Annotated in this window: 13 protein-coding genes; 12 read left to right on the top strand and 1 reads right to left on the bottom strand. The window is 36.5% G+C overall.

The genetic code is table 11. The features are described from left to right. Window positions 1-331: 331 nt before the first annotated feature. The 5 genes from rho (at window position 332) to prmC (ending at window position 5,404) form a co-directional block, all read left to right on the top strand. On the top strand, window positions 332-1,618 hold the full coding sequence (rho, locus tag GW534_RS00790; RefSeq protein ID WP_161919151.1) for a transcription termination factor Rho: 1,287 nt from the start codon (window positions 332-334) through the stop codon (window positions 1,616-1,618). Window positions 1,619-1,830: 212 nt separating this feature from the next. Continuing rightward, entirely contained in the window at window positions 1,831-2,034 is a 204-nt protein-coding gene (gene rpmE, locus GW534_RS00785; RefSeq protein WP_161919150.1) for a 50S ribosomal protein L31, read from the top strand. A 756-nt stretch (window positions 2,035-2,790) separates the two neighbouring features. Beyond that, window positions 2,791-3,417, top strand: a complete 627-nt coding sequence (locus GW534_RS00780; protein ID WP_161919149.1) for a thymidine kinase — start codon at window positions 2,791-2,793, stop codon at window positions 3,415-3,417. A 34-nt stretch (window positions 3,418-3,451) separates the two neighbouring features. Further along, window positions 3,452-4,528 carry a peptide chain release factor 1 gene (gene prfA, locus GW534_RS00775; RefSeq protein ID WP_161919148.1) on the top strand — a complete coding sequence of 359 codons (1,077 nt, stop codon included), beginning with the start codon at window positions 3,452-3,454 and terminating at the stop codon, window positions 4,526-4,528. A 3-nt stretch (window positions 4,529-4,531) separates the two neighbouring features. Then, the gene (gene prmC, locus GW534_RS00770; protein ID WP_161919147.1) at window positions 4,532-5,404 is read left to right on the top strand and encodes a peptide chain release factor N(5)-glutamine methyltransferase; all 873 of its coding nucleotides are present in this window, start codon (window positions 4,532-4,534) and stop codon (window positions 5,402-5,404) included. 1,001 nt (window positions 5,405-6,405) lie between these two features. Here the strand turns inward: prmC and spoIIR are convergent. Beyond that, on the bottom strand, window positions 6,406-7,188 hold the full coding sequence (gene spoIIR / locus GW534_RS00765) for a stage II sporulation protein R (protein WP_161919146.1): 783 nt from the start codon (window positions 7,186-7,188) through the stop codon (window positions 6,406-6,408). A gap of 537 nt (window positions 7,189-7,725) precedes the next feature. Here spoIIR and GW534_RS00760 point away from each other — a divergent pair. The 7 genes from GW534_RS00760 (at window position 7,726) to glyA (ending at window position 14,077) form a co-directional block, all read left to right on the top strand. Continuing rightward, complete coding sequence (locus GW534_RS00760) at window positions 7,726-8,772, top strand: L-threonylcarbamoyladenylate synthase (protein WP_161919145.1); 1,047 nt, start codon at window positions 7,726-7,728, stop codon at window positions 8,770-8,772. Window positions 8,773-8,915: 143 nt separating this feature from the next. Then, complete coding sequence (locus tag GW534_RS00755) at window positions 8,916-9,470, top strand: manganese efflux pump MntP (RefSeq protein ID WP_161919144.1); 555 nt, start codon at window positions 8,916-8,918, stop codon at window positions 9,468-9,470. A 91-nt stretch (window positions 9,471-9,561) separates the two neighbouring features. Then, window positions 9,562-10,008: a low molecular weight protein arginine phosphatase gene (locus GW534_RS00750; RefSeq protein WP_161919143.1), complete on the top strand. Its 447-nt coding sequence runs from the start codon at window positions 9,562-9,564 to the stop codon at window positions 10,006-10,008. Between the two features lie 42 nt (window positions 10,009-10,050). After that, window positions 10,051-11,346: a methyl-accepting chemotaxis protein gene (locus GW534_RS00745; RefSeq protein WP_161919142.1), complete on the top strand. Its 1,296-nt coding sequence runs from the start codon at window positions 10,051-10,053 to the stop codon at window positions 11,344-11,346. Window positions 11,347-11,467: 121 nt separating this feature from the next. Beyond that, the gene (gene rpiB, locus GW534_RS00740) at window positions 11,468-11,911 is read left to right on the top strand and encodes a ribose 5-phosphate isomerase B (RefSeq protein ID WP_161919141.1); all 444 of its coding nucleotides are present in this window, start codon (window positions 11,468-11,470) and stop codon (window positions 11,909-11,911) included. Window positions 11,912-12,086: 175 nt separating this feature from the next. Further along, a complete protein-coding gene (locus GW534_RS00735; protein ID WP_161919140.1) occupies window positions 12,087-12,662 on the top strand; it encodes a TIGR01440 family protein in 576 nt (191 codons plus the stop codon). 179 nt (window positions 12,663-12,841) lie between these two features. Continuing rightward, window positions 12,842-14,077 carry a serine hydroxymethyltransferase gene (glyA, locus tag GW534_RS00730; protein WP_161919139.1) on the top strand — a complete coding sequence of 412 codons (1,236 nt, stop codon included), beginning with the start codon at window positions 12,842-12,844 and terminating at the stop codon, window positions 14,075-14,077. The last annotated feature ends 75 nt before the right edge of the window (window positions 14,078-14,152 follow it).

Genomic DNA, 14,152 nt, shown 5'->3' with positions numbered 1-14,152 from the left:
ATTTCATCAACATAAATTAAATATTGGGGTTGAGGAACGATTATTCGGTCATATTTATGAGAATAAAAAATACATAGTAATATTTTTTCTAAAATGTGTCAAAAAGATAGAATTGTTGTTAAATATAATATAAACACTTCTTCTTAAATGAAGATTGTGGTAATATGAACTTGGACAATTTCTAAAATAGAAAATGATTTTTTGAAATATTGTCATATAAAAAAGAGCTGCCCCAACAGCATCCTGTATAAAAATAGCTTCTATTATCCTTCTCTATAGAAAAACCCAATTCAAATAAAATTGTTAAAATTAAAAAGTGTGGTGTATATATTTGGAAGATACAAATCTAACTATTGCTCAATTAGAAAATATGAAATTGAAGGAATTATATGAACTTGCTAAAAAGTATCATGTTTCCTACTATAGCAAATTAACTAAAAAGGAATTGATTTTCTCGATTCTAAAAGCGCGTGCGGAACATGAAGGGTATTTCTTTATGGAAGGCGTCTTAGACATTATCCAATCGGAAGGGTTCGGATTTTTACGTCCGATTAATTACTCGCCAAGTTCGGAAGATATTTATATTTCTGCGTCGCAAATTCGTCGCTTTGACTTAAGAAATGGTGATAAAGTTTCTGGGAAAGTTCGACCACCAAAAGAGAATGAACGATATTTTGGCCTTCTACATGTGGAAGCGGTTAACGGTGAAAACCCAGAGATCGCTAAGGAACGTGTCCATTTCCCTGCTTTAACCCCATTATATCCTGACCGACAAATTAAATTAGAAACAGAACCGCATACAATTTCAACACGAATTATGGATTTAATTACGCCGGTTGGTTTCGGACAACGGGGATTAATTGTTGCTCCTCCAAAAGCAGGTAAAACAACCCTACTAAAACAAATTGCAAATAGTATTACGAAAAATCACCCTGAAGCAGAATTGATCGTTTTACTAATCGATGAACGTCCAGAAGAAGTGACGGACATTGAGCGTTCTGTTGATGCTGAAGTTGTTAGTTCAACCTTCGATGAAGTGCCAGAAAATCATATTAAGGTAGCAGAACTTGTTTTAGAACGGGCGATGCGTTTAGTAGAACATAAGCGCGATGTTATTATTTTAATGGATAGTATTACGAGACTTGCACGTGCTTATAACTTAGTAATTCCACCAAGTGGACGAACTTTATCTGGTGGGATTGACCCAGCTGCATTTCACCGTCCAAAACGTTTCTTTGGGGCAGCAAGGAATATTGAAGAGGGCGGTAGCTTAACTGTGCTTGCAACAGCTCTTATCGATACAGGATCACGTATGGACGATGTTATTTACGAAGAATTCAAAGGTACTGGGAACATGGAACTTCATCTTGACCGAAATCTTGCTGAACGAAGAATCTTCCCAGCTATCGATATTAAACGTTCTAGTACACGTAAAGAAGAGTTACTATTACCGAAATCCCATCTTGATATTTTATGGGCGCTTCGTAAATCACTTACAGACACGCCGGACTTTGTTGAGAAATTCTTACGTAAACTACAACAATCAAAAACAAACGATGAATTTATCGAAACATTAACAAACGAACTGAAAAACAACGGCCTCAACAAAAACCGTTAGTGATACAGGGGGACAGGTCCCTCGTACCATTTCTAATTTGATACAGAGGGACAGACCCCTTGTTTCAGTTACGGAATTTACATGAAATATTTAACAATTGCAAAGAGATATTGATTTTTAAAACTGACCTTGCTATAATTGACTCAGTGTTTTTTGAATAAACTAGAATAACTCTGTTTCAGAATGATTCAGGGCAGAAGGAGTTGAAAAGGATGAAAGCAGGTATCCATCCAAATTACAAACGCGTTATGGTTAAATGTGCTTGCGGAAATGAATTTGAAAGTGGATCAGTTAAAGATGAAGTGCGTGTTGAGATTTGTTCTGAATGCCATCCATTCTACACTGGTCGTCAAAAATTCGCTAAAGCAGATGGACGTGTTGAACGCTTCAACAAAAAATACGGCATCAAAAACTAATCATTGCTTTAAAAAGCAACTAAATTCCGTAATTTATATAAAAACAGGCAAGGAAAGCTTTTATCTTGCCTGTTTTTTTGTGGGAAAGAACTAGTGAAAAATGAAGCGAGAAATTTCCTGAATACCGATTAATAGGGGAAAATATAGTAAGAGTTACTTCGAGTATTTGATAGTGAATGTTAATCAAACGTTTGATTAGATTCTTTTCTAATGTTGAAAGCTTGAAAAATCAACATAAAATGCCTTTAATCAAACATTCGATTGAACCTAATCAAACGCTTGATTGAATTTAAACGAACATTTGATGGATGATTTTATTTATTTTTATAGGCGAAAATTATCAATCAAACGCTTGATTGAATTTAAACGAACGTTTGATGGATGATTTTATTTATTTTTATAGGCGAAAATTATCAATCAAACGCTTGATTGAATTTAAACAAACGTTTGATGAGTGACCACACATATTTTTTAAGGCAAAAAAATCAATCAAACACTTGATTGATAATCTACACTCATTTTATACGCAAAAAAATTTTTTTATTAAATCCATGATTCAATATGATTTCGTGAAAAAATCGTACTTCATATTTTATAATAAATGTTATGAAAATTTAATTATGCAAAAAATAGTTTTCGTGATTGCGCGTATCGTTTATGATAGAGTATGGAACTAATAATAGTACAGTCAAATCGATACAAAAGAATTACTGGAATATATAGAAACAATTTTTGTTAACGGAAGGAAGGGCGTCCATGTATATAATGAAGCAATCTGGTTGGGTCGAAGTAATTTGCGGTAGTATGTTTTCTGGTAAATCCGAAGAACTCATTCGTCGAGTGCGCCGCTGTCATTTCGCTAAACAAAAAGTAGTTGTTTTTAAACCGAAAATAGATGATCGTTACAGTACGGTAGAAGTCGTTTCACATAATGGTGAGTCGATAAAAGCAATTCCAATTGCGAAGGCTGAAGAGATTTATAACCATATATCCGAAGAAACAAATGTAATAGCCATTGATGAAGTTCAATTTTTTGAAGAAGAAATTGTCGAGATTGCACAACATTTAGCAAATAGTGGATATCGCGTAATTACAGCTGGTCTTGACCAAGATTTCCGTGGCGAACCCTTTGGACCGATGCCTACGCTTTTATCAATCGCAGAACAAATTACAAAACTACAAGCCGTTTGCACAGTATGTGGATCTCCAGCTTCAAGAACGCAACGTTTAATTAATGATGAACCAGCTTCCTACTATGACCCAGTAATTATGGTCGGTGCAAGTGAAAGTTATGAACCTCGTTGCCGTCATCATCATATTGTAACTAACCATCCAAGAGAAGAAAAAATGCAAAAGCGAACAGTGTTAAAATCAGCAGAATAAATATTGAAAACTAGAGTAAAGAGGGTGAACATCTATGTCGTTATTTGATCGACTACAAGCATTAGAAGACCGATATGACCAATTAAATGAATTACTTAGTGATCCCGATGTCGTTAGTGATCCGAAAAAATTACGGGAGTACTCCAAAGAACAATCTGATCTTCAAGAAACGGTAGATACGTATCGTGAATATAAATCGCTTACTGAACAATTACAAGATGCTAAATCAATGTTAGAAGAAAAGCTAGATGCAGAAATGCATGAAATGGTAAAAGAAGAAATTCGTGAATTGGAACCACAAGTGGAAGAGCTAGAAGCGAAGTTAAAACTTCTTCTTGTACCGAAAGATCCAAATGATGATAAAAACGTTATTATGGAAATTCGCGGAGCTGCAGGTGGAGATGAAGCAGCATTATTCGCAGGTGACCTTTATCGCATGTATACGAAATATGCAGAATCTAAAGGTTGGAAAACTGATGTTATTGAATCAAACCAAACCGGTATCGGTGGTTACAAAGAAATTATTTTCATGATTAATGGACATGGTGCTTATTCTAAATTGAAATATGAAAATGGTGCACATCGTGTTCAACGTGTTCCGACAACAGAATCCGGTGGAAGAATCCATACTTCAACAGCGACAGTAGCTGTTTTACCAGAAATGGAAGACGTTGATATCGAAGTTAATGAAAATGATATTCGTGTTGATACGTATGCATCTAGTGGTGCCGGTGGACAGCACGTTAACACGACAATGTCTGCGGTCCGCTTAACACATATTCCAACGGGAATCGTCGTAACATGTCAGGACGAGCGTTCTCAAATTAAAAACCGTGAAAAAGCGATGAAAGTATTACGTGCGCGACTTTATGATATGAAACAACAAGAAATGCAAGCTGAATATGATGCTAACCGTAAATCTGCGGTAGGTACTGGTGACCGTTCAGAGCGTATTCGTACGTACAACTTCCCGCAAAACCGTGTAACAGACCATCGCATCGGCCTAACAATCCAAAAACTCGACCAGATTTTAGAAGGTAAACTAGATGAAATTATCGATGCCCTTACTATCAACGAACAAGCAGCAAAACTAGAGAATGAAGGGTTATAAGAGATGAAACAAGTATACGAAGCTCTCAATTGGGCTTCGTCTTTTTTAAAGGAACATGGTCGAGAAGAAAATGTAGCACAGATTGCGTTGGGCTTTGTTTTGGGAATGGATCGAGTACAAATGTTAGCAAATTTACGTCAAGAATTAACGGAAGATGAATGGCGGGAATTCAAACAGTTAATTTTGAAGCATGTGGACGGCGAACCAATTCAATACTTAATTGGTTATGAGGAATTTTATGGTCGAAAATTCCTTGTTAATCCGAACGTGTTAATTCCAAGACCTGAAACAGAAGAATTAGTTTTTGGCATATTGGATCGTGTGAAAAAGCGATTTAATGTTGGCGGAGCTGAGAATGGTGTGAGTAGGCTTGACTGCGTAGACATCGGTACCGGTAGTGGAGCGATTGCTGTTACATTGAAGCTGGAAATGCCTGAACTAAACGTAACAGCGACTGATATTTCGGTAGGAGCACTTGTTGTTGCTGAAAATAACGCTAAACGGTTAGGAGCTGAAATACGTTTTGTCGAAGGCGATTTACTAACTCCTTTTGTTGGGAAGGAACGATTCGACATCATCGTATCAAATCCGCCGTACATTCCGTTAGCAGACCGTAAAGACTTATCCGATGTCGTAAAAGACCATGAACCAGAATCAGCTTTATTTGGTGGTCTTGATGGATTAGTTTTATATCGAAAAATGATAGGTCAATTACCGAAAGTAATTAAAGAAAAAGCTTTAATTGGCTTTGAAATTGGCTATGATCAAGGTGTAGCTGTATCCAATTTATTGAAAGAACAATTTCCACTAGCTGAAATAGAAGTTGTACAAGATATTAACGGTAAAGATCGAATGGTATTTGCTTATGTAGAATAACTTTGGAGCAGGGGGCGGTCCTTGTTCCGGAGTTTTTTTGTTTTTTGGGATTGGATTGGGGAAGGTCACTTGTGTAAAAGACAAAAGATCAAAGAAAGAAGCTAGATTTGGCTTTAATGAGCTTCCTAAAGGACAAATCATCAAAAAAATCGCTGAAAAGTCCTTCATCGACTTAATAATGGACAAATCCTCGAAGAAATCAGCCTGAATTGTCTTTCATCGACGTGCTGAAGGACAAAATGTCGAAGAAAAAAGAGAAAAGTGTCCCTCATCGGCCTAATGAAGGACAAATCATCGAAGAAAAAAGAGAAAAGTGTCTTTCATCGGCCTAATGAAGGACAAATCGGCGAAGAAAAAAGAGAAAAGTGTCTTTCATCGGCCTAATGAAGGACAAAATGTCGAAGAAAAAAGAGAAAATTGTCTTTCATCGACGTGATGAAGGACAAAATGTCGAAGAAAAAAGAGAAAAGTGTCTTTCATCGGCCTAATGAAGGACAAATCGGCGAAGAAAAAAGAGAAAAGTGTCCCTCATCGGTCTAATGAAGGACAAATTATCGAAGAAAAAAGAGAAAAGTGTCTTTCATCGGCCTAATGAAGGACAAATCGGCGAAGAAAAAAGAGAAAAGTGTCTTTCATCGGCCTAATGAAGGACAAAATGTCGAAGAAAAAAGAGAAAATTGTCTTTCATCGGCCTAATGAAGGACAAAATGTCGAAGAAAAAAGAGAAAAGTGTCTCTCATCGGTCTAATGAAGGACAAATTATCGAAGAAAAAAGAGAAAAGTGTCCCTCATCGACATGATGAAAGTAAATTAAGGGAGAAAAAGTAACAGACCTATCTTTCATAAGTACTGTAAAGGCAAAGTAGCTACACAAGTGTCATCAAGACAATTAAAAAGAAGCTACCGAACCCAATCAAAGACTCGTTAGCTCCTTATTTTATAATCGCGTCTGTGCGCCGCAAATCTGCAAGTTCAACCACCTCAACTATCTCAAACGCCACTCACCCAAATACCATCCCTACAATAGATCCGAAAAAGGAAAAGATTTTTTCAAACAACTCTACTAAGAAAAACTTTACTTCAACTTCTTCCTCTTCATGAACAACAATCTCTTTAATCTCGATTTGACCGTCATCGGCCCTAACATCTTCAACAGGCTTACCGTTAGCTTCTTGCGCCGCATCACTATTGTCTTGATATGCTTCAACCGCCTGGTCAGTGCCATCCATAACTTCACTTGCTTCATCTTCAAATCCTTCGCTTACTGCTGTGCCACTTGAAAAATCAAGGAAACATAACGGTGGAAAGAGTACACACCACCAATTTGCACCTTTACCATCACCGATTCTAATTAAAACTGCCTCATAAACCCCTGCTGGATATAACAAATTTCCGTATAATTTCGTTGGAAAGGCAACCTCATCAAATTCGATACTCACTGTTTGATTATTAATACCTTTTTCTTCTAAAACATCATATGCAATCTCTTGTAACTTATCCAGGTTATCCACAATTACAGAGCGAGCTTCTTCTAAACTTGTTAATTCACTTACCCACTCCGTAATTTGTTCATTGACTCGATCACGAACAATTCTTTTAATCTCTTGATCCGCATCTGAATTACTATTCGCCAAAATTCTTAAGCGAATAGCATCATTGGGGATAACTTGAACTTCACCGTTTTCCGTTGCGGCCCAACTTTTTGGTATATATAAACTTAAAATACTTGCAAACGTTAATAATATAAAGAAAAATGCAATTGCATGGGTTTGTCTCTTTCTCATGTAATCCTCTCCCTTCTGTCAACCAGTGTTAACAGAATCTAGTAAACTTATACATGAGAAAAAGAAAAATGTAGCTTTCCGGAAAAAGCCTCCCGCACCCAAACAATCATGCTTAAAAATGAACACAAACTTAAAAAATATCGGGACAAATAAAGCAATAAATAATAAAATAAGTTTTGGCCGACGTCAATCCAAATAGGCACACAAATTTTTATTTCTATACATACAACACCATTAGCTTGAAGAAGATAGTAATACATCACAAAATTTGAAAACTAGTATAATAAAAGTTATAGTTTGAATATTGATGTTGACGACTTTGTTGAAAAAAACAGTCCACACACTAAAAATGTGAAAAAACCTGTGTATAACTCACACTTATTAACAAAGTTATTCACAAAAACTGGATAATTATCCACATTTTGTTGATAACCCTTGCAAAATCTGCATATAAAACAAACAGATTCTGTTAAAAAATAGTCGTTACATTTTGGTATAAATGACTTTCTACATTTTTATATAAAGAAGGAGTACGAGATGAAAACAAAGATTTGGAAAGTGGATAAGTATGGGGATAATTTATACACATATCCACAAATAAAAGAAGCAGCTGAACTTTTAAAACAAAATGAAGTCGTTGCCTTTCCGACTGAAACAGTTTACGGATTAGGTGGGAATGCGTTAAGCGATGAAGCGATAGAAAAGATATTCAAGGCGAAGGGGCGTCCAAGTGATAATCCGTTAATTGTACATATTAGTGATCAACAGGATGTTCAAAAGTTTGTTGAAACGATTCCTGAAAAAGCAAAACTTCTTATGGAATCCTTTTGGCCGGGCCCTTTAACAATTATCCTCCAGGCAAAACCTGGCATTATTTCTGAAAAAACGACAGCAGGATTATCCACAGTTGGAATTCGCATGCCGGACCACCCAGTTGCCTTGTCACTTATAAAGGCTGCAGGATTACCAATCGCAGCACCAAGTGCAAACTTATCTGGAAAACCGAGTCCGACAAACTTTGTCCACACATTCCAAGATATGAATGGAAAAATTGCAGGCATTGTGGATGGTGGGGAAACAGGAGTTGGTGTAGAATCCACAGTAATTGATTGTACAGACAACATTCCAATCATCTTAAGACCGGGTGGTGTTACGAAAGAAGAAATTGAAACGGTAATTGGACCGGTCAAAATTGATAGTCAAATTAAAGAAGAAGTGGAAAACCCAAGATCGCCGGGTATGAAATATAAACATTATGCCCCAAATGTTCCAATGGTGCTTGTTGACGGTAGTCCGGAATTTTTGCAGAAAATTATTGATGAAAAACGTCAAGAAGGGAAAAAAGTTGGGGTTCTTACAACAGAAGAACGTAAAAACATTTATGATGCGGATAAAGTTCTCGTCTGTGGCAATCGCAATAACTTATCCACAGTTGCCCAATCATTATTTAAAACATTACGTTCCTTTAACCAAGAAAACGTTGATTATATAGTGAGCGAAACCTTTCCAACGGAAGGAATTGGCATTGCAATTATGAATCGTTTAATTAAAGCAGCCGGTCACAATGTAATTTATGAAAACTAACTTATCAACATACACATTCACAATCTCACGAAACATAAGACTAATCTAGTTTTTACATACGTGAAGTCTATTCCCCTTTTTTGGTGCATATGTTATAAAAGCTAGTCCAACTTTAACTCTCCTGCCAATAGGGGGAATTCATTTTGTCTCAAGCGTTAAATGAATTATTAACATTGTCCTTAATTGCTATTGCTGTTGGGATGGATGCCTTTTCCGTCGGTCTCGGTATGGGTATGATCCCCATGCGACTAATGCAAATTTTTAAAATTGGACTCACCGTCGGAGCATTCCATATTTGGATGCCACTTTTAGGTATTATGCTTGGAAAAATTTTATCAGAAACCCTCGGAATGGTCGCTACCTATATAGGTGGTACTCTACTTATCTTCATTGGCATTCATATGTTTATCTCTAGTTTTCAAGATGATGAAAAAGTAAGTTTAAAACTTAAAGGAATCGGGCTTATCCTATTTGCCTTCAGTGTTAGTATCGATAGTTTTTCTTTAGGATTAAGCCTCGGTATATTCGGCACAAAAATCATCACCGCTGTACTTCTATTCGGCATTTTTGCAACCGTATTAACTTGGTTTGGATTACTTTTTGGAAAAAAAATAAAGGGGATATTAGGTCAATATAGTGAAGCCTTCGGTGGATCAATTCTACTCTTTTTTGGAATAAAATTAATTTTAGCATTTTAGTATAAAGGTACTATTATATAATTGTAAATTTTCAGAGGAAACACTTTCAACAATTTTTTGAATGGATTATAATAAGGTTAGGAGGTATGAAATGACTAATATACTATTTGTCTGTACAGGTAACACATGCCGAAGCCCTATGGCAGAAGCCATTTTAAAAAGTAAAAATATATCAAGTATAGAAGTAAAATCTGCAGGTGTGTTCGCTGCACCTGGTGTTGATATGTCTCCACATGTAAAACAAGTATTAAATGAAAATAATATATCACTCAACCATCAAGCAACTCAACTAAATCAAAATACAGTTAATTGGGCCGATTTAATACTCACAATGACAAATTCCCATAAACAAATGATTCTACAACAATTTCCACAAAGCAAACAGAAGACTTATACATTGAAGGAATTTGCGTTAAACCAAGATGGTGATATATTGGATCCATTTGGAGGAACGATCGATACGTACCGTGAAACGTTCAAGGAGTTGCAATCAGTAATCGAGCAATTATTAAATAATGATACTATTAAAATAGAATGAAGTAATCTATGTACTTAAAATACATATAAGGGGAGAACTGGAGTGAATAAAAATAAATATAAATTTGGGTTACGGAAAAAGTTAGTTTGGTTTACGCTAATCCTTGGAATCATTACATATTCAACGAGTGGCTTTTTTATATATGTACTTTACCCATTATTTTTCGAACAATTTTTTGAAAACCATACACTTTATGTCATATTAGTGCTTGCTGCTGGTGCGATGTGGATGGGGATTTTAGCGTTTTTTGCTGCCGTTTTAATAATTAAACCGTTAAAGGACTTAGAAGAAGCAGCAATTAAAGCGGCGGAAGGGGATATGACCGTAGAAGTGAAAGTATCAAAGTCAGATGATGAAATTCGAGCGGTTGGCTTAGCCTTCGAATATATGTTAGATAACATCCGACATATGGTACAACTAATTAATAAAAACTTCACATCAACAAATGAAAAAGTAGAAATTATTTCTGCTGAAGCGACTAAGGCGACAGAACAAGCTGAAAACATCGGAAATACGATTACGGAGATTTCTCAAGGAGCTGAAAACTCAGCAGAATCGATTCAGTCAATTGCCGAATCGATTGAAGACGTTACAAACATTGCTAATCAAGTGCAAATGAAGGCAAAAGATTCTGAGGAAAAATCAAATGAAATGCTGGATGTTTTACGAGAAAGTCATAAAGTAATTACTTCTCTTGTCAATGGAATTGAAAACGTTTCGAAATCAAACCGTGAAACGATCAAGTCTGTGAATAACTTAACGGATAATGCGAATCAAATTGAACAAATTATTCAACTTGTTGGTGATATCGCTGAACAAACAAATTTACTTGCCTTGAATGCATCCATCGAAGCAGCTCGAGCCGGTGAACACGGAAAAGGTTTTGCAGTCGTAGCTGAAGAAGTACGAAAATTAGCCGATGAAAGTGCTAAAGCAGTTAGCGGAATTGCCGAACTTATTCGGAGTATGCAAAATGAAGTAAGCCAAGTTTCAAATTTAATCAATACCCAAGTTGAATCTGTTGATCATGAAGTGAAAAAAGGTGCAACAACTCGTGAAATGATGGAACAGATGACTCAGACAATTTATCAAGTTGCTGATGCTGTGAAGGAAATTTCCTTATTAGTAGATAAACAAATGGAATACATCCATAACACATCAATGCAATCACAAGAAGTTTCTGCAATCTCTGAAGAAACATCAGCCGGTGCACAAGAAGTAGCAGCTGCAGCTCAGGAACAAACAGTCGGTATTGAAACTGTCGAACAGCATATTAAAGAATTAAAAGATTTAGCAAATAACTTAAAACAAACGATTACAAAGTTTAAAATTAATTAAAGGACGGATTTATCGTTCCATAATTATGTGTTAAAATGTAAGTGGAATTAGTCGTTTATAAAAATAGTAAATTATGATTTGGTTGTGTTTTTAAATAGGAAAAGTTTAAGAGGAGGACATCATGAAAGTAGCTATTGCCTGTGATCACGGCGGTTTTAATTTAAAAAATGAAATTGTTTCATTATTAGAAGAGCTAAATATTGAATATGAAGATTTCGGTTGTGACGGTAGTTGCTCTGTCGATTTTCCAGACTATGCATTACCTGTAGCGGAAAAAGTAGCTAATGGCGAATTTGACCGCGGTATCTTAATTTGTGGTACCGGTATTGGCATGAGTATTATGGCTAATAAAGTAAAGGGGATTCGCTGTGCGTTATGTCATGATGTGTTCAGTGCAAAAGCAACCCGTGAACATAATGATTCCAATATTTTAGCGATGGGTGAACGTGTTATTGGACCTGGTCTTGCAAGAGAAATTGCTCATACATGGTTAACGACTGAGTTTACTGGTGGACGCCATGAGCGTCGTGTTGGTAAAATTACAGAATACGAAGCGAAAAATTAATCATCTCAACGAAAAGGTAGAAATCGAGTAAAGAAGAGTTCTTAACAACCAAAAGGTCTGACCTACACAATGCAACAATCTAGGGGAGGTACTTCAAAAACTAGATTTTGTAAATTGTGCATGGTCGGCTTTTTTTATAATATTAAAAGAAGTTTTAAAAGGTGGAGGGTAACGAATGGGACAAGACTTACGTAAGTGGAAGCAGGAAGCAGAAACGATTTTTCAAGAATTTAAAGAGCAAATCGATCCACGGAAGAATCAAATTCTTGTGATTGGTTGTTCGACTTCGGAAATTATCGGTGAAAAAATTGGTACGGCAGGTTCAACGGAAGTAGCACAGGTTATTTTTGATGCTGCACAAAAGTTTCGTGAGGAAACTGGAGTTCAACCGGTATTCCAATGTTGTGAACATTTAAATCGTGCGTTAGTTATGGAACGTCATGTTCAAGAAAAGTTAAATTTTGAAGAAGTAACCGTTGTACCAGTGCCAAGTGCTGGTGGATCAATGGCTACTTATGCTTATCGTCATATGGAAGATCCTGTTGTCGTAGAACATGTTAAAGCGGACTACGGTATTGATATTGGTGATACGTTTGTTGGAATGCATTTAAAACATGTGGCTGTACCGGTTCGTGTATCGATTAACAATATTGGCAGTGCCCACGTAACTTTAGCAAGAACTCGTCCTAAGTTAATCGGTGGTGAACGTGCAGTTTATAGAGTAACTGAAGATAATACTTCGTGTCACTAAAATATTTGTGTTTGGGTATTTATTTTGCATAATAACACTATTGTATCTACAATGTAGGCGTGAAACACGAACGTTATAATCTTATTATTTAAAAAATAATTATAGTTTCCGAACGAGAAATGTGGTACAATGGAAATTGAAAAATAAATCGATTCGATATGAAAGGGGAAGGCTGACTGATGAGTAATATTGCGAATCAAGATCCTAAACTATACCAAGCAATCCAAGATGAATTAAAACGTCAACAAACAAATATTGAGTTAATTGCTTCTGAAAACTTTGTATCAAGAGCGGTTATGGAAGCTCAAGGTTCTGTTTTAACTAATAAATATGCAGAAGGTTATCCAGGAAGACGTTACTACGGCGGTTGTGAATTTGTTGATGTTGCCGAAGACATCGCTCGTGACCGTGCAAAAGAAATTTTTGGTGCTGATCATGCCAACGTTCAACCCCATTCCGGTGCACAAGCGAACATGGCGGTTTACTTCTCTGTACTTGAAGCTGGCGATACAGTACTTGGTATGAACTTATCCCATGGTGGACACTTAACTCATGGTAGCCCAGTAAACTTTAGTGGTGTTCAATATAACTTTGTTGAATATGGTGTTGATAAAGAAACACAAACAATTGATTATAATGATGTGTTAGAAAAAGCACGTACTCATAAACCGAAACTAATTGTAGCTGGTGCAAGTGCTTATCCACGTGTGATTGACTTTAAAAAGTTCCGTGAAATTGCCGATGAAGTTGGCGCATATTTAATGGTTGATATGGCTCATATTGCCGGATTAGTTGCTGTTGGCCTTCACCCAAATCCAGTGCCTTACGCTGACTTTGTAACGACAACAACACATAAAACACTACGTGGCCCACGTGGCGGTATGATTTTATGTAAAGAACAATATGCAAAACAAATCGATAAAGCAATCTTCCCAGGTATTCAAGGTGGTCCGTTAATGCATGTTATTGCTGCAAAAGCTGTAGCCTTCGGTGAAGCAATGCAACCTGAATTTAAAACGTACATCCAAAACGTAATTGACAATGCAAAAGTCCTTGGAGAAACACTTGTTGAAGAAGGCTTAGATTTAGTAAGCGGTGGAACAGACAACCACTTATTATTAGTTGACCTACGTCCACTTGGTATTACTGGTAAAGTGGCTGAAGAAGTTCTAGACGAAGTTCATATTACAGTGAATAAAAACTCTATCCCATTTGATCCAGAAAAACCATTCGTAACAAGTGGAATTCGTGTAGGTACAGCTGCTGCAACAACTCGCGGTTTCACAAAAGAAGACATGATTGAAGTTGGTAAAATCATCGCCTTCACTTTGAAAAACCATGAAAATGAAGCAGCATTAGAACAAGCTCGTGCTCGCGTAAAAGCTTTAACAGACAAATACCCATTATATGCATAGGAATAAAGGGTGTTCTCCGTGAACGGCTGCTTTTAGTGGGGGAACCGGACACGGAGGGGCATTCTTAAGCTCACG

The sequence above is a fragment of the Pallidibacillus pasinlerensis genome (assembly GCF_009996845.1).
In the GTDB taxonomy this organism is placed as follows: domain Bacteria; phylum Bacillota; class Bacilli; order Bacillales; family Caldibacillaceae; genus Pallidibacillus; species Pallidibacillus pasinlerensis.
The sequence above is the reverse complement of the archived record's forward strand: the minus strand, read 5'-3'. Positions and strand labels throughout refer to the sequence as shown.